Raw genomic sequence first — 21,802 nt, 5'->3', positions numbered from 1 at the left:
CAGCTTACACCCGCTGCACTTTGTCCCGGCGATTCAGATACCTCCCCGGTTCGGACAGAGTCTGACGAGTATCGATGCTTCAATAGTCGTTCACTTGCGTTCGGCTCGTTCGAGTCTTACCTGATGAGTCATAGCTCACCTTTTCCTTCTCGCTCAGCACCCGCTTACGAGCACCAGAAGGTGGTTTGAAGGCGCTGGCTGACAGCGCCTCCGGTAGGCCAACTACCATCTTTGCAACAGCATGTAAAAGAACACTTGCCAACTATGGCAATTAAACCTTTACTTCAAGGCACACATCTGAACTCGATTCAGATTCTCCATTCGTCTTTATAGCCAGTATCTGGAGATCCTGAATCCCCCGGGATGGGAAAGTTCAGGATGACGGTCAGAGTTTTGCAAAGCCTTCTATGAAAAAGAATTAAGTAATCCGCTTACCGGTGGAGGATTTTTGAAGAGTATCCCGCAAGGCTGACCGACAGAACTGAATTCATTGCTTCCCTCCTTAATTTACGCCCTTAAACACACCCCTGATGGAATCACTTCCACGTGAGTACCTGTATAGCGGTTGAAACGCCGAAGTTTTTTGATACCAGACTGGTAGATCCATCGCAGATCTAAAAAAAGCGACCTGACAGCGTGCGAAGCTCCTGTCAGCGTCGGTTCAACGTTTACCAACGGATTTCTTCGGACCAACGCTAAGACCCAACGCAGACAGATCCGCTCGGTGCTGTCAGGTTATTTACATAAAAAAAAAGCGCAACCTAAACCTAACAGTTGCGCTTTCAAAAATTTTACTATTAAGAAGCTACTCTTTCTTATCTCTCAATTTTTTAATGGCATAGGCACCACCAGCGGCTGCCAATAATCCTAAACCTCCGTCAATGGGATTTTGAAGAGGTTTACTTGGTGGGGGCGGCGGAGGTTGAGAAAACACTATATCTACAGATATGATAAGAACGATCGCTATTAGCGAGATAAAAAAGATCCAATAAAAAGCACTTTTCATGATTTGTATTTTAAACAGTTAAGTTTCTTGTTATAACCAATGAATTATAAAGTTGTCTGTAGCCTGTGTTTATTAGTTATTTGATTACAGTCAATTTTCTTGAGAGAACCCGATTCGCCGTTTGAAGCCTGTACATGTAAACACCACTGGAGAGATTTGCCGCATCAAAGGTCACATTGTGAGTACCTGATGATACCGTTTCATTCACCAGTGTAGTAATCAGTTTGCCGGTCAGATCGTACACTTCCAGGAGTACATTACTTTGTTGCGGCAGTTGATAACTGATCTGTGTGGTTGGATTAAACGGGTTGGGATAATTTTGGTTGAGCTTGACCTTAGAAGGAGTTTCACCGCCACCGGGATTATCAACCGCACTTGCATGTTGAATAATAAAGCGATCTACTGTTGATGTAACTTTTGCCTTTTTGGGCTTGAATTTGGCCGCCAGTTCCTGTCCTGTTGCTCCGCAGCGCAGCGGGTCTGGATTGGCCTTGGCTGCCTGTCGGACCTCAAACTCATATTCAAAATCTTCATTCAGCGGAAGCGTGACATTCTCCTGGGTGTCCGTGAAAACAAGATCGCTGCCAATCAGGTTAGATTCCGTAATTTTGAGTTTATATGTACCCGGAAGCGTGGTTTCAAGGTTTAGCGGAATGGTGGTTTCTTCATTATAGGGAAACTGTCCAATATCAAAAAGTTCATCTCCTTTTCTTGTTGATAGCATAGCATAGTGCTCTGAAAAAGGGGTTAATTCGTATGCATCACCTTTGATACGATGATTTGAACCATCACTTGGAAAAGAAATCCAAGCTGAATTAAGGAGTCCTTCTCCTTCAACTTCAAGGCGAATGCTTTGAAGTTGTTCATCAGCAGATTTGCCATAAAATTTCCACTCATTGGTACTTCCAGATGCAAATTCTAAAGAAGTACGGTCGTCTAATTGCATTTCTACAAATGGCGTAACATGATGTTTCACTATTCGATCATTTTGAACAAAAAATCCTTGAAATGGAGCGATCAAACCATTTTCAATATCACCTGTAGTTCCATTGTGGGATAGCCAACTTCCACTATTTCCATTTGTAGGGCCGTTACCGGAGTTTCTGTCATAAACATAAGCTACGGTGTTTATGTTATTAGTGTTAGTATTGTTAATAATTTTGTTCCAATTCAATGGTGCTCCATAAGGATTTCCCAAAAGCGTCCACCCATTCAGAGTTACTATTCATGGGTTGGAGTCAACGTGTTGAATTATTTTCTTTCCCCTCCACTTCAAGTACTTTTGGAAAATCATCGGCAGTACCATCAAAATCATCATCCGCAAATACGCTAAGTAGAAAACCGGTTCCTGTCGCGAATTGTATCATTTAAATCTAATGGGCTACTTGTCCTCGCAGTCTGTTGTCCATCCAGCCGACTCCTTCATCTTCACCATTGTACGTTCGATCCCAAAGAAGAACATTCGAATCAGAAGCTGGAGTTTCCGGCGGTTCAGATTTCGAGCCGGGAACTCCCTGCGTCCAAATATTATCTAAAAGTTCGGAATATGTTGCACCGGTAATCGGGGTTGAGGATAGAGTCCTCCAACACTCACCTACGGTAATACGGGTTTGTGGATTTCTAAACGCTAAAACGGAACCGTCAGCGTAAGGAATATTCCAAATCTACGTCAAATCCATAAATATTTTGTGCTGAACCAGGATTATCATTGAAAAACAGTTCATTATTAAACAATAAGAGATGTTGTAGCTGAGTGCTGTTGGGGTCATTTGAATTTGTAAAACCTGTGTTCCACGGGTAATCAACATCGTTAGGTTTACCGATCTGTATTTGTATCTACTTCGACTTTATTTGCATCTAAAATCGGACTTCCGCTTTGATCGAGTGGAGTAAATAGTAAGGGAGAATTCCCATTTCTCTCGGTAACCAGAAATACAGCATCAGGTTCTGTAAATGTTTGAGCCTCATCTGAAGTACCAAATGTTCCGCGAATGTAAAAGAGGAAGGACATAAAATCCTGATACTCTGGAAGTGTTCCACCAAGGTGCTGGTTCCATCTAACAGTCCAATAGGAGCGAACATCCGGAAATGCTGTTATTCTCTGCATGGCCAGTTCGTAAGGGTCTTCTCCGTTATTGTAACAACATCATCGGGTGCCACTTGTGCAGATCGTCGTAATTTGTAACACCATTCTGGATTCGGTTCAACCACTGCTAATGTCAGAAGCAGGTTAGCCGTACTATCAGTAATTTCAGTTGCAAAGCTTAAAAAGCCAACATCATCAGATTTTGGATATACATCAATTAAATCATGTACTGCCTAATTTCCGGCTGTGTCATAGGTAATTCTATAAATGTTTATTGCATCATTACTACTGGATCGTCTAGGTCAGATGGAACAGTACCTGCTGTTGTTTGCGTATAGAACACGCCGTCTTTTTCATAGACTACTTCTACAATATCTAAGCTATTTGTTAGTGCATCTATTTGAGCAAAAGCTGTAGAAAAAGATGAGCCTATTATAAAAAGAGTAAGAGGTAGTAAAAGTCCTTTTAACAATTTCTTAGTGAAAGAAGAGAATAGCCTGTGATTCATATTTAAATCTCTTTTTTTAAGCAGGAATAACTGTTGATTGTAAGTGATTAAACAATCAGTGAATATGAGACTTCTGTGACAATTATTCTTCTAAATTAAAGCATTCTAACGTTAGAATTTTTAAATAAAAGATGAAATTCTTTCGGTTAAGATGGGGAAATAAACTTGCCGGTAACCCATTACTGTGGTTACAAATAATAGATCTGTTCACGCCAACCCAAAGCTCCGCTTCTATTAATCCATCATACCACTAACAGGAATCAAACTTTGCTGACTTTTTACCAAAAGCGGAGCTTACAGACTCAGTGTGTCGAAGGGGACTTTTGTCTTTTCCGACTCCAAGGTAGGGGAATCAAACCACTTTAGATTAAAAAATTATCAACTAAATCCAATTTTTTCAATGCTTGCCAAGAAGCCTTATTTTTAGTGCAGTAACCGAATTAAATCAAAATGAAACTTATACTTACAGAATTATGAAATTAGTTGACCCATCCGGTAAAGAGGTAACCAGTAAAGAGAATAAACAGGCCAAAGAGCTGGAAAAGCAGCTCGACTCTAAAATTGAGAAACTGCTTGAGCCCGTTATCAACAAGATTAAACTCTCCGGTGCACAAATTCCCCAGCAGCAGTTTATGCAGTTAACGTCGGCAGCCCAGCAGATGCTGTTTAACAGAATGGTATTCAACCTTCTTATTAAATCGGGAGTGGAGGATATTTCGGAAGTGCTGACTGAAGATGACGTTGAAGAGCTTTCCACAAATCTCAAAAATCAACTCCAGGTTGTAGATCCATCTGAACAGCAGCAGGGTAATCCTCAGAGACGATCCAGATCTGTAAGCAGATCTTCTTTTTAAATGATTTTTAATCCTATAGTCTAAATTAATTTAATCCGCATTGACTAACACAGTGCGGATTTTTTTCGTAATACTTCCATTGAACAGAAATCTCCAAAACATTCATAAATAAATGGTATCTGTTTAGCGGTTTGAGTCAAACAACCTGACAGAGCACCGTGCTTTTCGGTTCCTGTTCCCGAGGCCTCGGGATGGGATAAGGTATTCCCCTCAAAAACCGATCCACGCGACTCTGGCAGGAGCTATCGCACTCTGCCAGGACGCTAAACACTTACAATAAATGAATGTTTCCCAAGGCTATATAAAGAAGAGCGGATTCGGACGAGAAAATAGAATTCGAAACCATGCATGATTTTAGTGTCGTTAAAACAACTGTTATAAATCACGGTTGATGAAGCAAAAATAGAAGAATCACATTTTTCTTTCTTATTTTACATAAAGAGGGCTTTGCATTACTGCCCGTCTGCACGCTGTATGTGCGGGCTGACGGGTTGGAGACACCCATCAGCCGGTAAAAACAACCGACAGATGGGTATTTCAAAGCCTCCATAAAAAGAGCTAACAAACAGGGAATATTCAATGAAAACTTTATTTACTCACGCCGTTGTTGCGTTAGATCACTCGCAAGCCAGTGACATTATATTAGATCAATTACCGCACCTTAAAGAGATGGGGTTGAAAAAGGTAACCCTGATTACAGTTGTATCGGTAGCATACACCGATGATGAAGGGGAAGTAGAACCGGACCTGACTCCCTACGAAGAGAAGCTGGAGAAATACAAAAAAACTGTAGAAAAGCACGACCTTACCGTTGATGTTGAGATCAAGGCCGGTTCTTATGCCTACCCGCCAACTGAGATCATGAAAACAGCCGATGAAAAAGATGCCGATTTCATTTTGATAGGAAACCGCGGACAAAGCATGGTCCAGGAGATGTTATTGGGAAGTACCGCTACTGAGGTTTTACAACGCTCACACCTTCCCGTTTTACTTATTAATATGGGTATGGAGTATACGGATGAGGAAAAAAGCGTTCGGCATTTGGTTGTAAATCATTCATTTAAAAATATACTCAATCACGTTCTGCACGCAACCGACTTTTCTGATACGGCCGACCGTGCATTTGAGGTTGTTCGGCATCTGGAATCCGATGGAAAGGTTGGAAAGGTTTCGCTGATTCATGTGCAGGGCCATCATGCAATTGCACTAAAAGATCCTGTCAGCCATGATGAACTGATGAAGATGAATGAGGAGAACCTGGAAGAGATGCGAAACTCATTATCTGACCATACGCGTGAAGATGCAGATATCATTATCACATTCGGAACGCCCGGCAAAGAGATTATTCAAGCTATTGAAGAGAGGGGAGTTACCTTAGCGGTAATGGGAAGCCAGGGTAAAGGATATGTCCATGATTTTTTCCTTGGAGGAGTCAGCAGCCAGGTTACGCGTTTCAGTAAAATTCCTGTTCTCCTGATCCCTGCAGATAGAAGCTAATGTTGTGTCAACAATAACGTGTCATGTAGATGAGACTTCCGAAGTCTTTCAGAACAAGATTAATCCTTCCTTTATTGTAACGAGGAGTTAACTTTAGCAACGGTTCGGGAGACTTCGGAAGTCTATGATGATCTGTCATTCCAGCGTTGACAAGACACTAACCCGAATTATTCACGAAAATGTATAAAATATAAGTTAAGACACTGATATTATTATATGTATCGGGAAATGATGGTAGCTCAATTTTGAGTGTTGTGGCAAATGGCTACGAAATTTGCCCGTGCACTGCGTTGAAGTTGAAATGCTTTACTCAGGGTACTCAGGTACCCTTCCGTCACCATTTCCTCTTCGCCTTGTGCACAACCAAATTTTCTTGGTGCATAATCCGGGCTAAGTTGTGGTGATCTCTTTTTCAGGCTTTAATACTGCTTTTACAAGATAGCCGGACAATGTTGCAATGCCGCCTGTGAGTGCTGCAACAGAAAATGTGGCAAGCAATATAATCCAGTGAGAGCCAACTCCCATCATCTCGGCAATTCGGGTTGACAGAATCGATTCGTTGGCAAGATCAATGTAGAGCGCCTGCAAGAACCAGGCGAGTCCGCACGCTAAAAATCCTGTCAAAAAAGCTTGAAGTCCACCCTGTAATAACCAGGCACCAAATATTAAACCCGGAATAATAATTCCCCACCACGGCAGAAAGAGCGTCAATAACCAGGAGAAAAACAGAATTGCTATAAAGGCACGCATTGGAATTATATTTGTTGAAAAGTTTTTCAGATAATATGGTTTTGAAATCAAAACTCAAACCAAAAACCGGTAATTGCAAATAGCACAAAGTAAAAACATTCCAGAATGTTAAATGACGTTTTGTGCAGCACCTCCATTTTGATCTGATATCGATTATTCTGATCTTAACAGGTACTATTTTTGCGACAAAAATTGCTCGTAACATTAAAAAATAAAGTGGTCTGAACATGGCAAAGGTTGAAGTTGAGATGCCCCAAATGGGCGAGTCTGTAATGGAGGGAACCGTTATTGAATGGAAAAAAAAGGTGGGAGATGCAGTTGAGGTAGATGAAACTCTCCTGGAAATTGCCACCGACAAAGTGGATACCGAAGTCCCTTCGCCTGAAGCCGGTGTATTGGTAGAAATTTTAGTTGAAGAAGATGAGACCGTAGAGGTGGGCCAGGCCATTGCCGTCATTGATACAGAGGGAGAGCCTTTTGATAGCAGTGATGATTCTGCCTCAGATGATGAGACTGCGGATAGTGATGAGACTGAAGAAAGTGATGAAGCAGCAGAGGAGAAAGAAGAAACCGCAGAAGAATCAAACGAAACAGAAGAGAAGAAGTCATCAGAAGAGCCCGAGGATACAGAAGATTCTTCCAACGGCGAAGATGAAGGAGAACGTATTGAAGTAGAGATGCCGCAGATGGGAGAATCTGTGATGGAAGGTACTGTTATTGAATGGGCCAAAGCAGTGGGCGATAAAGTAGAAGTGGATGAAACTCTCCTGGAGATTGCCACCGACAAAGTGGATACCGAAGTTCCATCTCCCTCAGAAGGATATCTTGCAGAAATTTTAGTTGAAGAGGGCGATACCGTTGAAGTCGGGCAAACGATTGCAATCATTACCACCGGCAAACCATCGGGTGCTTCAAAATCATCAGCGAAGAAAGATGAAAGCGAAGATGCGAAAAGATCTAAAAAAGCATCCGCCAGTAATGGTACGGCTAAAAAGTCGGGAGAAGCGACTGAAGACACTGCTTCGAAACCACAGCGAAAAGGATCCGACGGCAGGTTCTACTCGCCACTTGTACGATCTATAGCGAGTGAGGAAGGCATTAGCCAGGAAGAGCTTGAATCTATCGAAGGAAGTGGTAAAGACGGGCGGGTCTCAAAAGAGGATATCCTCGCTTACGTGGAGGATAAAAAAGCCGGTAAGATTGAATCACCCTCTGCCGCAAAAGGAAAAGAAAAAATTGCTAAAGCAGCCGAAAAAGCCGGGGAGAAAGGAAAAATTTCGGCCGGAGAATTGGATGTGCATCGACCACAAGAGAATGTTGAAATTATAAAAATGGACCGCATGCGCAAAGTGATAGCCGATCACATGGTGCGTTCCAAGCAAACCTCGGCCCATGTTACCACTTTTAGCGATGTTGATGTTAGCAAGATTGTGAAATGGCGCGAAGCCAACAAAAAGAAGTTTTACGATCAAACCGGTGTAAAACTCACCTACACTCCGATCTTTATTGAAGCTTTTATCCAGGCAATCGGTGAGTTCCCACTGATTAACAGTTCGGTTGACGGCGATGAAATACATCTCAAAAAAGATATCAACTTTGGGATTGCGGTTGCACTGGGCGAAGGCGGCAAAGGCGGTTTGATTGTTCCTGTGATAAAACAGGCTCAAAACAAAAACCTGGCCGGTATTGCAAAGTCCGTTCACGATCTTGCCAATAAAGCACGAAACAGAGATCTGAATCCTGATGATCTCGTAGGCGGAACCATTACACTCACAAATTATGGAAGTGTTGGCAACCTGATGGGAACCCCCATTATCAATCAGCCACAAGTTGCTATTTTAGGAACCGGTGTGATTGAGAAACGACCCGTGGTTCTCGAAACCGACCAGGGAGATGTAATTGCCATCCGCCACAAGATGTATCTCTCCATGAGTTACGACCACCGAATTATTGACGGAGCCCACGGCGGTGCATTTATGAGCCGGGTAAAAGATCTGCTCGAAAACTTCGATACCGACCGGGCTATTTAAATACTACTCTTAATGGCCTTAATTACGAAACATAACAAGGAATGGCGCAAGCGTCCCGCTTGTGCCGGTGATGACGCTGTGGCACAAGCGAGGACGCTTGCGCCATCTCAACTAAGTTTTCTGGTTCTGCTTGTCTTCTCATTTTTGTTAATTTCGTGCAGCTCAGAATTCGACGAAATCGGTGCTTCAGAAGACTGGAAAGTTTCTCTGGGTGATAAATACAGCAGTCAGTATTCCCGGCTCGATCAGATTAACCGCGAAAATGTGAGTCAGCTTGAAGTTGCCTGGGCCTATCGCAGCGGTGATGCAGATACGGTTGCAAATTCTCAAATCCAGGCCAATCCGCTCATTATCGACGGAACTCTCTACTCCACCACTCCCCGATTGAATGTTGTTGCACTGGATGCTTCAACCGGGGAACAACAGTGGCGCTTCAATCCCTTTCCAGATACGCTTGAAATTCAAACCTGGCTGAATGTGAACCGTGGTGTTTCTTTTTGGGAGAGTGGCAACGATAAACGCATTCTTTTTACAGCCGGTCCCGATCTTTATGCACTGAATGCTGCCAATGGCGAACGGGTAAAATCATTTGGTGAGAATGGAAAAGCCAGCCTGAAAGCCGGATTCCAGGGACGGGCTGAAGATCTTTACGTGGTAACCACCTCACCGGGAATTGTTTATGAGGATCTGATCATCATAGGCTCACGCGTATCAGAAGGAGACGATGCAGCTCCCGGTGATATTCGCGCCTTTAACATTCGAACTGGCGAACTGGAGTGGACATTTCACACGATTCCGCATCCCGGGGAGTTTGGTTACGATACCTGGGAAGATCCCGATGCTTGGAAAAAAATAGGTGGCGCTAATAGCTGGGCGGGTATGGCTTTAGATGAGGAACGAGGAATTGTTTACATTCCCACCGGCTCTGCTTCCCCGGATTTCTACGGAGGAAACCGAAAGGGCTCGAACCTGTTTGCCAACTCACTACTGGCGCTGGATGCAGCTACAGGTGAACGAATTTGGCATTATCAAACCGTACATCACGATTTATGGGATCGTGATCTGCCATCTGCGCCCAACCTGGTTACCGTCACTCATAATGGCGAAGAGATTGATGCCGTATCTCAAACCACAAAAACAGGATATATCTTCCTTTTTGATCGTGAAACCGGAGAGCCGCTTTTTCCCATCGAAGAAGTTCCTGTTCCCGCAGAAACGAACCTGGAAGGCGAAGAAGTCTGGCCCACTCAGCCAAGGCCAACCATTCCTGAACCAATTACCCGGCAGCATCTGCCAGATTCGGCCATAAATCCTTACGTCTCTGAAGAAATCCAAGAGGATCTGAAAAATCAACTACAAACTCTTAAAAGAGCCCACATGTATGAGCCGCCCTCACTTGAAGGAACCCTGATGGTTCCCGGGTATGACGGCGGGGCTGAATGGGGCGGAAGTGCGTTCGACCCTGAAACCGGTATTCTATATGTAAACAGTAATGAAGTTCCGTGGACCCTCACGATGGTTCCGGCAGAAGCCCAAGCGCCCGGTTCAGCCGAAAGTTCCATCGCTTTTGGCGAGAGTACCTATATGAGTTACTGCATTGCATGCCACGGGCCTGACCGGGAAGGAACGGGAAATAATCCAACCCTGATCGGTGTCGAAGATCTCTACAGCCCGGAAGAAATACTTGAACTGATTAACACCGGCCGGCGGATGATGCCCGGATTTAATCACCTCTCGGAGGAAAGAAAACAATCGGTTGTCAACTTTCTACTCAACGAAACTCATTTTGATGTGGATTTGAGCAGCTCAGACAAACAGGAGTTAACAAGCGAATCAGAATCATCTCCATACGTAATGACCGGTTACAATAAATTTCGAACACCTGAGGGATATCCGGCCAGCAGCCCTCCCTGGGGTACTCTGAATGCCATCAATTTGAATACGGGTGAATATATGTGGAAAATTCCCTTTGGTGAATATCCGAAATTGGCTGAGGAGGGAATACCAACCACGGGAACTGAAAATTATGGAGGCCCGGTTGTAACAGCAGGCGGCGTGCTATTTATTGCAGCTACGCTTGATGAAAAAATTCGTGCGTTTGATAAAGAAACCGGCGAACTTTTATGGGAATACAAACTACCGGTTGCGGGTTATGCCACACCCAGTGTCTATTCTGTAGATGGCAAACAGTACGTGGTGATTGCCTGCGGAGGAGGAAAACTGGGAACCAAATCAGGAGATTACTACATCGCTTTTACCCTTCCAAATTCATAGGTTTTATAATAGATTTCCGCAGAAATAAGAAAAGTTTATGGACGTATTCTCAGAAATTGATTCAATAAGATCATTCATCAAAGAAAGAAAGACAGATGGAAAAACAATTGGATTTGTGCCCACTATGGGTTCCCTTCACGAGGGTCACCTTTCCCTGATGAAGCTGGCCCAGGAAAAAGCAGATGAAGTGATTGTATCTATCTATGTGAATCCCGAACAGTTCGGACCGGATGAAGATTTTGAGGAATACCCGCGCGAACTGGATACTGATTTAAAAAAGTGCCAGGAACTGGGGGTCTCAGCGGTATTTACACCTACGGATCAGGTTATGTACGGCGATACACAGTACCTCAGAATTGAGATAGATGAATTGAACAAGTATATCGACGGCGGATCTCGACCCGGTTTTTTTGAAGGAATACTGTTGGTTGTCAATAAGTTGTTCAATATCATTGAGCCGGATTTTGCTGTATTCGGGCAGAAGGATATTCAACAGTTTATTATTCTTCAGCAGATGGTTACGGAATTTAATCACGGGGTTAAACTGGTAATGGGCCCGATTATTCGGGCTAATGACGGCCTGGCATTAAGCAGCAGAAATGCCTACCTGAGCAAAGAGGAACGACAAAAAGCTCCGAGTTTATACCGAAGTCTTCAATATATCGAAAAGCAGATTGCTGAAGGAGTGAGCACTCCAAAGCTTTTACTGGAACACCAGAAGAGTGAACTGGAAGCAAAAGGTTTAGAAATTGATTATCTTAATGTCTTTGATAAAAAAACGTTGACTCCGGCAGAAACGTTAACAAAAAATGAACAATACATCATAGCCGGTGCCGTATGGATAGGAGATACCCGGCTGATAGATAACATTCTGCTTGAATTTTAAGATTTTTTGATATGAAACTTTCGATGTTTAAATCCAAATTACACCAGATGAAGGTCACTGAGGCCAACCTCATGTACGAGGGCAGCATCACGATTGATGAAGATCTGTTGGATATGGCAAACATTCTTCCATACGAAAAGGTCTCAGTGGTTAATATCACGAATGGTTCCAGGTTGGAAACGTACACGATTCCCGGCGAGAGAGGCAGCCGAATTTGCTGCATGAACGGTGCAGCCGCACGCCTGACACAAGTAAATGACCGAATTATTGTAATTTCATTTGCACAGATGGAGCCTGAGGAAGCAAAAAATCACAAACCGACTGTGGTTATTGTAGATGAGAAGAATGAACCTCAAAAAATTCTCGAACAAAACGTACATGGAAAATCATTCGATCTTGAAAGCGGTTTGGTTGAGTCATCTAATTAACTTTTTTGTTTAGATCGAATAAGAAAGCCTGTTCTGAATTGACGGAACAGGCTTTTTTTATTGTCAAGGCAAATCTAAGAGGACTTACCCCATTTTTACTCCATCCTATAGAACCTAATCCCAAGTGCTCTGCTCGTCATTGTTCATCCGAAATATATCACGTTTTGTGGTAGTCTCTTTTTTAATGCGAAAAAAGGACTACTACGCTAAAGCTTCGAAGACCAGGTGACGAAAAACGCATCGGGAATAGAGATGTTCACGGTCTATAGTTTTAGACTGTGTATTTGTATTCACTTCTTTTTTTACCGTTTCCAACGGCTTTCCCGCTATTCCCGAAACACCTGAGGATCGATCATAGGTCTCCAATACATTCGGCCTTGAAGAATCTGTGGGAACAGGCTGGATTGTAAAGCGCTGTGGCAGCCTTCGTTACCGGTGATACACTTGATTCTACTTACAAACGAAATGGACCATTCGAAGGGTGCCGCGCTGAACAATCAGCCGCCACAGATTCTTCACAGCCGGGAGGTTTTGGATACTTTTGCTGGTACAAAAGTATCAGGAAAGAAATGCTGTAGGGCTGTTTATGTTGTATCAAAGCACATTCGTTCTCTTTTTTCCAGTTTCCACTTGTAAAATTCTACAATTTGTTGATACTATTTGGTTTATGGATTATTAAGTAAAAATTTCGGGGTAACTTCTGAAATCTAAACCTTGCGCAAGTTTGCCCCGTGAGGGATCTCTTCGAGATAACTTGCGCGACGAAGGTGGAATCTCTCCCTTGGAATGGGGAAATTCTTCCCCTGACTGGCGCAAGTGTTAAGCGAAGCGTCACTTGTGTCCATTTTCCTTTGAAAAAAGGATGGGCAAACATTTCATTGGGTCATGTATGAACTCAAAACATGTTACTTTGATCACGAGAACATCCCTTCCACCTAAAGGCGGACTCCATTCAAGAGAGGGAAATTCTTCACTCCACAAAATCCGGCAGAATCTCAAAAAATCTCGCCGAGGTTTTAATACCGCGATGGAAATCTTTCAGAGAAAAACTTTCATTTGGTGAATGCAGGGCATCTTTTGTGAGGCCAAAACCCATCAATATAGAATTGACTCCCAATACCTTTTTAAAGTCAGCCACGATTGGAATTGAACCGCCTTCTCTTGAGAAAAGCACCTCTTTTTGATATACATCTTCAAACGCTTTTGCAGCGGCCTTCAACCCGTAAAAGTCCAGGTCAATTACAATGGGATGCCCGCCGTGATGCTCCATCACCTCCACTTCTACCGTATTGGGGGTGAGAGAGTGTATGTATTCAGTAAATTGCTTTGCTACCTTCTTGGGATCCTGGTTTGGTACCAAACGCATGCTCACTTTAGCACCGGCATTTGAAGGTAAAACGGTCTTTGCGCCTTCACCCTGGTAACCACTCCACAAGCCGTTTACATCCAATGAGGGGCGAACTGTAGCTCTTTCGTGTGAACTGTACCCCTCTTCGCCATCCACCTCATTGAGGCTGAGACTTTTTTTAAATTCTTCTTCATCAAACGGAAGTTCATGGATAACCTCGCGCTCTTCATCGGTCAATGGTTCAACATCATCATAAAAACCCGGTATACTAATTTTCCCATCGCTGTTTTTCAGCTTTGCAATCATTTCACACAACAGGTTAGCCGGATTTTGAACAGCCCCGCCATACACTCCCGAATGCAGGTCTCTGTATGGACCGGTCACTTCGATCTCTAAATAGGCAAGACCTCTCAATCCATAGGTAATTGAGGGTTGATCCTCTCCAAACATGGCCGTATCCGAAATCAAAACCATATCGCAAGAGAGCAGGCCTTTATGATCCTTTATAAATGGAATTAAGTGTGGCGAGCCAATCTCTTCCTCACCTTCCAAAATGAATTTAACATTGACCGGCAATTCTGTCCCTGTTTTCATGTAGGCTTCAACTGCTTTGATATGAGTAAAGGATTGTCCCTTGTCATCACTGGCACCTCGTGCATAAACACGACCCTCTTTTACAGTTGGCTCAAACGGGGGTGAATTCCACATTTCATCCGGATCAGATGGTTGTACATCGTAATGTCCGTACACCAAAACAGTGGGCTGATCCTCATGGGGACACCTTTCAGCGGTAATTATTGGATGGCCCTTCGTTTCGTGTATGGTTACATCATCCAGCCCGATCTCTTTAAGCTGGTTGACAAGAAACTGTGCAGCTTTCTTAACGTCATCTTTGTTTTTTGAGGAGGTACTTATACTGGGGATTCGAAGCAGATCAAAAAGTTCTTCTCTAAACTTCTCTTTATTAGCGTCTATATAATCTTGCAGCTTATTCATATCCAAAGTGGGGATTCAATTCAATTTCAAGTTGTCAATAGATGATTGAGACTCCACGGTTTATGTCTCAGTCTCAATCCCGAAATGTAAGGAATTGACGGCACTTTTGTACAACACGGAAACTCAATGAAAGTAAACTCTCTCCATCTCCTCCACGGGTCTCTTCTTACCGACTTTGATGGTATATTTGAGATAGCATAGAAAAAGTTAATTAAAAAATAATTACATAAACCACACCTTCTTAATTCCCTGACTCCCTAAACATTGCATATACATTCGGATCAAATGGACTTACTGTTACAATATTATCATATCGAATAGCTACTGAAAAATCAGATATTTTAGTATCAAAATTATCGGGGTTTTCTAAAATTTGTTTATATATAGTCCCGTAATATGTATTGAGTTTTATTTTATGATCTGATGGATCACGAAAGCCACTTGAAAGAGGATTTATCAGTACTGAACGAATCTCATCATTAATTCTAAAATAGGTATCTGTTACTTTTCCAATATACACTTTGCCATTATTAAGAGTAACAAGAAGATTTTTCTCCTCTTCGAATACTTTAAGAATTGTCATCTCTAATGCATCATCGTCCCGTCTTATTACTACCTTTTTCATTTCATCTTCATCTATAGCCCAATTTAGAGCAACCAAAACGAATCCTGCAATTAATAAAGAAATAAGAGCCGGAACAATTTCAGGATTGAGAAAAAATGCATGCAAATCATTTAGCCATTCATAAATTCTTGGGTTGGTATTATTATCAAGAATAGCTGCTCTCCAGAAAACGAATCCAATCCCAAAAAAGAAATATCCAAAAATTGCTGACTTGAAAAGTATCACATAACCGTTATCCCTAATAGCCCTAAACCGTGTTAAGTAGGAATACTTGACAAATATAAATCCTCCAAGTACAGGTATGAGAAATATATCTAAGGTTAGCATTTATTTTAGACAGTAGATGAGGATTCTTGCAACTCCTGTTTTTTATTCCCTTTCTCATCAAACATATTCCCGAAGGCAGAATTATTAATCTCTTCCAATTTTTTTCTATTTGATTCGTCTTGATAGTACTTGTCTATATCAATTCTTAATCCTCCATAAGCAGCCCCTTCCATGTGATATTCGGGTTTCTTCTTCCAAAATCGAATGTAAGATTTTAATTTTTTCCACATGTTAATACCTTTTTTTCCAATATAGTTTACATATATAAGTATCGCAATTTGATGGGTTTCTATTTCTGCATATCACAGATTGAAGTGATAATCTTGATTTTATAACAACAAATATCAAGCAATTAACTTTCCCCCACCGGTCACTGTTCACCAGTAGTGATGCTGACTTCTGGCAGATTGTAACTATTAATGAAGGCCCTGCCAGTTTTCGGCTCGTTTTTCACCGGCTTTAATGGCTACGTCCAGCTGATTTTGAGGCGGCGGGAGCTGGCAGGTAGTAAATACATTAAATGCACAAGGTGGATTGTAGATTTTATTAAAATCGATGTTGGTATATTGAGATCCCTCTTCCGGAAAATCAACGTAAATATATCGGCCGGCCTGGTACGTTTCGGTTTTATTCGTTTGATCCCCCACAATCAAAAACATGTCGTCGTCACTGTCAATCGCATCAAGAGTATAAATTTTTCCGTCAATACTGAACTCTAATACGCCCGGCGATGCAACGTCAAGCTGCTGCCCCAAAACATTTACGATGGACATTGCAGAACCCTCGGGATTGGGAATGAATCGAGCACGCCGGTTCCATTTCTCATCAATGGGATAGGAATCAAATCCTGTAAACTGGTCTGCCTTTTCATTGTCTTTATTGAAAAGCCGAATACCCACCAAATCTTCTCTTACAATTACAAACCACTCCAGGCTTCCATACTCAACATGGGGTGTGTTTTGATTTTCTCCATCATACAAAACCATTTCAGAGACCGGTTCACCTTCATGCATAATGGGTACATCTTTAGCTGCATTCATCAAAACCCGGCCATTTTCATAGGTAAGGGTGCCTGCCATTTCGGGAATGGTACTTTCCGGGAATTGAATATCCTGATTCTCTCCGCTGCCAAAGCTGTTTTCTCCCTCATCGAGCCAAAACATCCCATCAAGCCGAAGCCATCCGGTGGGAGATTTGAGACTCTCCACCCGATCCTGCTTCCAAGCTTTAACCTCCTGAACGTAATTATCCGAAACCTCGGCCGGCCCCAGGTCTTTCTTCTTGCAAGCGGATAAACCCACCAAAAGAATTACCAATATGATTGAGGGAAATTTATCTATCAGAAGATTTGTGTTGAGCATTTACGAAAGATAAAGGATGAACAAACATTATCACATTTCTAAAATATCATAACTTTTTGAAAGGAATTTCCATTCTAAAAAACATCGCACGAACCCTCTTTTCAAACCCGTCAGACCGCTCCGTAAGTTTTAACCGCTAAACAGGTACACTGCTCCAAGCGGTCAGACGGGTAAATAAAGTTTATTTATTCACACGAACTCTATATACGTCATCCATAGAAGTAATAAACAGTTCATTGCCATCCGCACCGCCAAACGTCACATTTGTAACCTGTTGATCAAATTCGATCTGTTCAAGCTGGTTTCCTTGCGAATCGAACACAATCAATCCGTTTGGGCCGGTTGTATAGAGACGGCCATCTGCATCAACCGTCATTCCGTCAGCACCGCCCATATCGGTCATAGCCCCGATATTTGCAAATTCAGTTGGATTTTCGACATCTCCATTCTCAAGCAGATCAAACCGGGTTATTTGTCCGTTTTCTGAATCAGCGACATAGAGGTAGGATTCATCCGGTGAGAATGCAATACCATTCGGAAGGGCAATCTCTTCATAAAGCAGTGTTAGGGTGGTATCCGAATTAATACGATAAACACCTGTGATATCCAGCTCTTGATCTTCGTCAGACACACCAAAAGTGGGGTCGGTAAAGTAGATCAATCCATCAGAACGGACCACTGCATCATTCGGACTGTTGAGCCGCATTCCATTATACTCTTCAGCAAGGGGTACCAGTTCCATATTCTCGTTTACCATTGATACTTTACCTGCATGTTGCGCTAAAATTAACGTCCCGTCCGGCATGGCGGTAATCCCGTTTGAATTCCCGGAGGAATCGATATATACCTCAGTATCGGGACTGCCGGGAGTCCACTTATAAACGGTGTTCGCCGGTATGTCACTAAAGATCAGGTATCCGTCCGGGTGCCAGTACGGTCCCTCCGTAAACTGATACCCCGTGGTTATCAACTCCGGACCGTCCTCAAAAAGTGATTCGTTTGATTCGGTTTGAGCACAAGAGCCCAACAGTAAAACAACAAGAACTGAGATTGAAAAGAAAAATAGGTTATTTGATTTCATATTTGTCCATTTTTTTTAGCTGAGTGAGATCTATTATCGCAGAAAAAATGATCATTTAAAAGTTTTGTGTGTCCTATTTCTTTGCGATAAAGAGCGTGGTCATTGAGTGAGTATAGTTGATAATTGCACAATTTCTACTTGAAACCTTCATCTGATGACTTATTCCACAGGCAGAATAACCGTAAAAACAGCTCCCCCTTCAGGCGCATTTTCAGCAGAAATGGTACCCCCATGTTGTTGGATGATATCTTTAGAAATGGAAAGCCCCAGTCCGAGACCAAATTTCAGATCCGATTTTTTTGTCGAGAAATTGGAATCAAAAATTTTGTCGATAATCTCTTCGGGAATACCGGGACCTGAATCCCGGATAGTAACCTGAATCTGTTCATGATCAGAATTGCATTCAATAACCAGTGAACCATTTTTTCCCATAGAATCAGCAGCATTCAGAATAATGTTTGTCCAAACCTGGTTCAGTGCCGCTGGATTTGCCCGAATTTTTGGAACTTCATCCAGGTGGATCTGAATATCATAGTATTTGATTCGATTACTCGTTAGTTGCAGCGTATCGTGGATACCCTCCCGAATGTCGATCAGCTCCCACTGTTGATCAGTATCCGTTCGGCTGTAACTCTTCAGGCTTTTTACCAAACCCGAAATACGATTTCCCGCCGATTCTATATTCTGGAACATCTTTCCCAGTTCGAAATAGTGAAGATAAAATTCCAGATCGTCTGTATTGGTTATTTTTTCAGATTGAAAATCAGGGACAAGATCTGCGGGAAGCTGAGCTAACAAACGAAGTTGTGAAGCCTTCACTTCAGGAAAATATGCTCTCAATTCCCTCGATCGTTCACGAAGGGTAGCTGTATCAGGATAACCGGATTTTTTACCGGCCTCGTAAATTTTACGGACAAATTCCTGATTTTCGGGATCCTGATCACCGCGGTTAATCAACTCAGAAATTCGATCTTCCAGTGTTTCTGTTGACCGCAGAAGAGATGCCGTGGGATTATTCACCTCGTGCGCAAACCCCGCCACCAACTGCCCCAGTGTAGCCATTTTTTCCTGGTAGATCAGCCGGTCCTGAGCTTCTTTTAACTCCTGGTATGCTTTTTTGAGTTCGTTCCTCTCTTCCCGCAATTTATTATTGACAGAATCCAGCTTTATCTGCAGACTGATATTGCTTTTAAAACGCTCAGACAGATTTGCCAGGATGATTTCGTCAATGTACTCCTTCATCCGCTCATCACGTTTCAGCAATAACCGTATCTCTGGTTCGGGAATTTTGAGGACCGTTGAAGGTTCCGATGTTATGGCTGTAGTAAGGGATGGCTTTCCCGTAGTAAACGCAATAATACCGATCAGTGACCCATATTCCAGGCGAATGACAGGGAAGTTTACCCCTGTATGTGGCTTTTTCTTGTACAACTCAACAACACCATCCAGCAGGATGTAAATATCATTCAGAACATCCCCTTCTTCGAAAAGAGTGACCCCCTTGTCGATTTTATGAACAAATTTTTCCGACTCTCCGGTTTCATCAAATACTCTTTGTATGAGATTTGTGACGAGCTTTTTATCCTCGATCCATCGTTTACTTAATTTAAAACTCATGAGAAGATCTATTTGTCCGTTACACTTTTTCCCTTTCTGATCTGTTCGGCAATTTTTTCGCCATCTAATACTGCCATATACTGCATGGGGTTAGACACATGTTCAAGCACATAATCAGTTAACTGATTTCTAACAATTTCAACCAGTTTCTCTTTCTCCCACGGTTTGGCGATGTAATGTTTCAGATCAGCCTCGTTCACTGCACGAACGGTTTCATCCAGTCCGGCCTGACCTGTAATGAGCACTTTTTGGGTTGATTCGGTTTCTGGTGCATGCTGCATCTCCACAAGCAGTTCAACACCATTATCTCCCGGCAAAACGTGATCGCACAATATCAACCCGATCTGATCTCCCTCTTTTAAAATGGATTGAATAATCTCCCGGGCTTCTTCCGCCGTATCGGCCATCTCTATCACAAAGTGCGATTCAAAATCCGATATATCCCGTACGATGGCATCCAGTACTTCGGGCTCATCTTCAACAACCAATATGTAGATTTTTTCTTCCATAGTTTTCTCCATTTTACATCAGATAAGGCCAATAAATCATAGACAAGAGCAGTATAAAACCAAGTCCAATCAGTCCTACAATCAACCCGGCCGTTATCATATTTTTTGTTTTTAGCATACCTGTGCTTACGGCAATGGCGTTCGGCGGCGTTGAGATCGGCAGAATCATGGCAAAGCTTGAGCCAAGTGCAATCACTAAACCAATCATCATCATTCCGGCCGTTCCCTGCAATATACCGGAAGTGACCAGTGTAATGGCAAGCGGAATCAACAGAGACGCAGTAACTGTATTTGACAGAAAGTTCGACATCGCCAAAGCCACTAAGGCGAACACTGCGAGAAGAGCCAGGTACCCGAACTGATCCCAGGATATTGCGCTAACCATCCATTCAGCAAGGCCGGTTTCTTTCATGGAAATTCCCAACGAAATTCCACCAGCAATCAGCCATAAAACCTCCCAGGGAAGTTTTCGAATATCCTCTTTCCGGAATGTTGATGTGAGCGTTAAAACCGTAACGGGTATCAGGGCAACAATTGCGCTCTTTATTCCGTGGAAGCTTTCGGTTACCCACAGAAGAACCGTTACCGCAAAGGTTCCGTAAAGAATCAGTGCATCCCGCGAGGTTTTCAATTTTCCTTCCAGGTTGAGGGATATTGCATCCATCGCCGGCGGATACAACCGGATTAATATTTGCCACGTGATAAAAAGCATGACAATGGCAAGCGGGGCCGCATAGATCATCCAACTGCTGAATTCTACATTCATTCCCTGGTTATTCAGGGCTGCGATGACCACGGCGTTTGGCGGCGTGCCGATGGGTGTTGCCATGCCCCCGATATTTGCTGCAAAAGGAATGCTCAGCGCAATCCCGATTCGTGCCGGGTCGCCCGGTTCCATTTTTGCAATAATCGGCAGAATAACGGTAATCATCATAGCGGTGGTAGCGGTGTTGCTCATAAATGCGGACAGGAACCCGGTTACAATCATGAGGCCAAGCATTATAAATTTGGTTTGAGAACCAAACGGCCGAAGCAGGTATCGTGTCATACTTTTATCAAAATCGTACTTCACGGATGCATCAGCCAGTACAAACCCGCCTAAGAATAGAATAATGATCGGATCCGCAAGTGTGGACAAAAATTCCGTGTAATCCAGAGGTGAATATATGGTGCCGGAATAGTCGATAAATCCCTGTGAACTCAAAAAAACAACCTGACTCAAAATTACAAGAATGGAGGTTGAGTAGATGGGAATAGTTTCAAACATCCAGAAAATGGCGGCCAGTAAAAAGATACTCATCGCAAAATGACCGGCAAGCGATAGACCCGGAAACGTTACTAACAGAGGCAGACAAAAACCCAGGAGACCTAAAAGCATGCCCACCCATTTAACCTTCGACATTGTTAATTACTCTCTATTCATTCAGTTATAATCCCTAAATGAAATTACAGAAATCAACAGTCATTTATAAGTGTTGACATCAACTTTTCGGACTGAAAACGCTTTTAATTTGATTTCATCAATCCAAAAAATAAAATGGCAATCGGGTTTACTTCGATATGAAATAAATAATTCTTTTTAGGCAGGATTTCGCCCACTTCGGGGCTTTTGTTTTTTA

At 42.7% G+C, this 21,802-nt stretch carries 20 protein-coding genes; 6 read left to right on the top strand and 14 right to left on the bottom strand.

The window, feature by feature from the left end:
• Window positions 1-805: 805 nt before the first annotated feature.
• The 5 genes from U5K72_19470 to U5K72_19450 all read right to left on the bottom strand — a co-directional run bounded on the left by U5K72_19470 (window position 806) and on the right by U5K72_19450 (window position 3,600).
• On the bottom strand, window positions 806-1,006 hold the full coding sequence (locus U5K72_19470; GenBank protein MDZ7721009.1) for a hypothetical protein: 201 nt from the start codon (window positions 1,004-1,006) through the stop codon (window positions 806-808).
• 76 nt (window positions 1,007-1,082) lie between these two features.
• Window positions 1,083-2,180 carry a T9SS type A sorting domain-containing protein gene (locus U5K72_19465; protein MDZ7721008.1) on the bottom strand — a complete coding sequence of 366 codons (1,098 nt, stop codon included), beginning with the start codon at window positions 2,178-2,180 and terminating at the stop codon, window positions 1,083-1,085.
• 64 nt (window positions 2,181-2,244) lie between these two features.
• Entirely contained in the window at window positions 2,245-2,373 is a 129-nt protein-coding gene (locus U5K72_19460; protein ID MDZ7721007.1) for a hypothetical protein, read from the bottom strand.
• A 449-nt stretch (window positions 2,374-2,822) separates the two neighbouring features.
• Window positions 2,823-3,113: a hypothetical protein gene (locus tag U5K72_19455; GenBank protein MDZ7721006.1), complete on the bottom strand. Its 291-nt coding sequence runs from the start codon at window positions 3,111-3,113 to the stop codon at window positions 2,823-2,825.
• 250 nt (window positions 3,114-3,363) lie between these two features.
• A complete protein-coding gene (locus U5K72_19450; GenBank protein MDZ7721005.1) occupies window positions 3,364-3,600 on the bottom strand; it encodes a hypothetical protein in 237 nt (78 codons plus the stop codon).
• A 473-nt stretch (window positions 3,601-4,073) separates the two neighbouring features.
• Here U5K72_19450 and U5K72_19445 point away from each other — a divergent pair, with 473 nt between their 5' ends.
• On the top strand, window positions 4,074-4,454 hold the full coding sequence (locus U5K72_19445; GenBank protein MDZ7721004.1) for a hypothetical protein: 381 nt from the start codon (window positions 4,074-4,076) through the stop codon (window positions 4,452-4,454).
• A 579-nt stretch (window positions 4,455-5,033) separates the two neighbouring features.
• A complete protein-coding gene (locus U5K72_19440) occupies window positions 5,034-5,951 on the top strand; it encodes a universal stress protein (protein ID MDZ7721003.1) in 918 nt (305 codons plus the stop codon).
• Window positions 5,952-6,341: 390 nt separating this feature from the next.
• On the opposite strand, the gene U5K72_19435 is transcribed toward U5K72_19440, so the two are convergent.
• Window positions 6,342-6,701: a hypothetical protein gene (locus tag U5K72_19435; protein ID MDZ7721002.1), complete on the bottom strand. Its 360-nt coding sequence runs from the start codon at window positions 6,699-6,701 to the stop codon at window positions 6,342-6,344.
• A 227-nt stretch (window positions 6,702-6,928) separates the two neighbouring features.
• On the opposite strand from U5K72_19435, the gene sucB reads away from it, so the two are divergent.
• Genes sucB through panD form a run of 4 tightly spaced genes read left to right on the top strand, consistent with a single transcriptional unit; the run spans window position 6,929 to window position 12,319 of the window.
• Window positions 6,929-8,731, top strand: a complete 1,803-nt coding sequence (sucB, locus tag U5K72_19430; protein ID MDZ7721001.1) for a 2-oxoglutarate dehydrogenase, E2 component, dihydrolipoamide succinyltransferase — start codon at window positions 6,929-6,931, stop codon at window positions 8,729-8,731.
• A gap of 12 nt (window positions 8,732-8,743) precedes the next feature.
• On the top strand, window positions 8,744-11,005 hold the full coding sequence (locus tag U5K72_19425) for a pyrroloquinoline quinone-dependent dehydrogenase (GenBank protein MDZ7721000.1): 2,262 nt from the start codon (window positions 8,744-8,746) through the stop codon (window positions 11,003-11,005).
• Between the two features lie 37 nt (window positions 11,006-11,042).
• Window positions 11,043-11,891: a pantoate--beta-alanine ligase gene (gene panC, locus U5K72_19420; GenBank protein MDZ7720999.1), complete on the top strand. Its 849-nt coding sequence runs from the start codon at window positions 11,043-11,045 to the stop codon at window positions 11,889-11,891.
• An 11-nt stretch (window positions 11,892-11,902) separates the two neighbouring features.
• Complete coding sequence (panD, locus tag U5K72_19415) at window positions 11,903-12,319, top strand: aspartate 1-decarboxylase (protein MDZ7720998.1); 417 nt, start codon at window positions 11,903-11,905, stop codon at window positions 12,317-12,319.
• A 970-nt stretch (window positions 12,320-13,289) separates the two neighbouring features.
• On the opposite strand, the gene U5K72_19410 is transcribed toward panD, so the two are convergent.
• The 8 genes from U5K72_19410 to U5K72_19375 all read right to left on the bottom strand — a co-directional run bounded on the left by U5K72_19410 (window position 13,290) and on the right by U5K72_19375 (window position 21,585).
• Complete coding sequence (locus U5K72_19410) at window positions 13,290-14,663, bottom strand: dipeptidase (protein ID MDZ7720997.1); 1,374 nt, start codon at window positions 14,661-14,663, stop codon at window positions 13,290-13,292.
• Between the two features lie 241 nt (window positions 14,664-14,904).
• Entirely contained in the window at window positions 14,905-15,615 is a 711-nt protein-coding gene (locus U5K72_19405; GenBank protein MDZ7720996.1) for a hypothetical protein, read from the bottom strand.
• A 5-nt stretch (window positions 15,616-15,620) separates the two neighbouring features.
• Complete coding sequence (locus tag U5K72_19400) at window positions 15,621-15,845, bottom strand: hypothetical protein (GenBank protein ID MDZ7720995.1); 225 nt, start codon at window positions 15,843-15,845, stop codon at window positions 15,621-15,623.
• Window positions 15,846-16,031: 186 nt separating this feature from the next.
• A complete protein-coding gene (locus U5K72_19395) occupies window positions 16,032-16,976 on the bottom strand; it encodes a DUF1684 domain-containing protein (GenBank protein ID MDZ7720994.1) in 945 nt (314 codons plus the stop codon).
• Between the two features lie 181 nt (window positions 16,977-17,157).
• A complete protein-coding gene (locus U5K72_19390) occupies window positions 17,158-18,057 on the bottom strand; it encodes an SMP-30/gluconolactonase/LRE family protein (GenBank protein MDZ7720993.1) in 900 nt (299 codons plus the stop codon).
• Window positions 18,058-18,216: 159 nt separating this feature from the next.
• Window positions 18,217-19,674: an ATP-binding protein gene (locus tag U5K72_19385; GenBank protein ID MDZ7720992.1), complete on the bottom strand. Its 1,458-nt coding sequence runs from the start codon at window positions 19,672-19,674 to the stop codon at window positions 18,217-18,219.
• A gap of 8 nt (window positions 19,675-19,682) precedes the next feature.
• Window positions 19,683-20,183 (bottom strand): response regulator, encoded by a 501-nt coding sequence (locus U5K72_19380; GenBank protein ID MDZ7720991.1) that lies wholly within the window; start codon window positions 20,181-20,183, stop codon window positions 19,683-19,685.
• Window positions 20,184-20,196: 13 nt separating this feature from the next.
• Entirely contained in the window at window positions 20,197-21,585 is a 1,389-nt protein-coding gene (locus U5K72_19375; protein MDZ7720990.1) for a DASS family sodium-coupled anion symporter, read from the bottom strand.
• Window positions 21,586-21,802: the final 217 nt, after the last annotated feature.

This window comes from Balneolaceae bacterium (assembly GCA_034521495.1).
Classification (GTDB): domain Bacteria; phylum Bacteroidota; class Rhodothermia; order Balneolales; family Balneolaceae; genus Rhodohalobacter.
The sequence above is the reverse complement of the archived record's forward strand: the minus strand, read 5'-3'. Positions and strand labels throughout refer to the sequence as shown.

Excerpts from the sequence above, each read along its gene's own strand:
- U5K72_19470 (MDZ7721009.1), bottom strand. The coding sequence starts at position 1,006 with ATGAAAAGTGCTTTTTATTGGATCTTTTTTATCTCGCTAATAGCGATC.
- U5K72_19460 (MDZ7721007.1), bottom strand. The coding sequence starts at position 2,373 with ATGATACAATTCGCGACAGGAACCGGTTTTCTACTTAGCGTATTTGCG.
- U5K72_19455 (MDZ7721006.1), bottom strand. The coding sequence starts at position 3,113 with ATGCAGAGAATAACAGCATTTCCGGATGTTCGCTCCTATTGGACTGTT.
- U5K72_19450 (MDZ7721005.1), bottom strand. The coding sequence starts at position 3,600 with ATGAATCACAGGCTATTCTCTTCTTTCACTAAGAAATTGTTAAAAGGA.
- U5K72_19445 (MDZ7721004.1), top strand. The coding sequence starts at position 4,074 with ATGAAATTAGTTGACCCATCCGGTAAAGAGGTAACCAGTAAAGAGAAT.
- U5K72_19440 (MDZ7721003.1), top strand. The coding sequence starts at position 5,034 with ATGAAAACTTTATTTACTCACGCCGTTGTTGCGTTAGATCACTCGCAA.
- U5K72_19435 (MDZ7721002.1), bottom strand. The coding sequence starts at position 6,701 with ATGCGTGCCTTTATAGCAATTCTGTTTTTCTCCTGGTTATTGACGCTC.
- sucB (MDZ7721001.1), top strand. The coding sequence starts at position 6,929 with ATGGCAAAGGTTGAAGTTGAGATGCCCCAAATGGGCGAGTCTGTAATG.
- U5K72_19425 (MDZ7721000.1), top strand. The coding sequence starts at position 8,744 with ATGGCCTTAATTACGAAACATAACAAGGAATGGCGCAAGCGTCCCGCT.
- panC (MDZ7720999.1), top strand. The coding sequence starts at position 11,043 with ATGGACGTATTCTCAGAAATTGATTCAATAAGATCATTCATCAAAGAA.
- panD (MDZ7720998.1), top strand. The coding sequence starts at position 11,903 with ATGAAACTTTCGATGTTTAAATCCAAATTACACCAGATGAAGGTCACT.
- U5K72_19410 (MDZ7720997.1), bottom strand. The coding sequence starts at position 14,663 with ATGAATAAGCTGCAAGATTATATAGACGCTAATAAAGAGAAGTTTAGA.
- U5K72_19405 (MDZ7720996.1), bottom strand. The coding sequence starts at position 15,615 with ATGCTAACCTTAGATATATTTCTCATACCTGTACTTGGAGGATTTATA.
- U5K72_19400 (MDZ7720995.1), bottom strand. The coding sequence starts at position 15,845 with ATGTGGAAAAAATTAAAATCTTACATTCGATTTTGGAAGAAGAAACCC.
- U5K72_19395 (MDZ7720994.1), bottom strand. The coding sequence starts at position 16,976 with ATGCTCAACACAAATCTTCTGATAGATAAATTTCCCTCAATCATATTG.
- U5K72_19390 (MDZ7720993.1), bottom strand. The coding sequence starts at position 18,057 with ATGAAATCAAATAACCTATTTTTCTTTTCAATCTCAGTTCTTGTTGTT.
- U5K72_19385 (MDZ7720992.1), bottom strand. The coding sequence starts at position 19,674 with ATGAGTTTTAAATTAAGTAAACGATGGATCGAGGATAAAAAGCTCGTC.
- U5K72_19380 (MDZ7720991.1), bottom strand. The coding sequence starts at position 20,183 with ATGGAAGAAAAAATCTACATATTGGTTGTTGAAGATGAGCCCGAAGTA.
- U5K72_19375 (MDZ7720990.1), bottom strand. The coding sequence starts at position 21,585 with ATGTCGAAGGTTAAATGGGTGGGCATGCTTTTAGGTCTCCTGGGTTTT.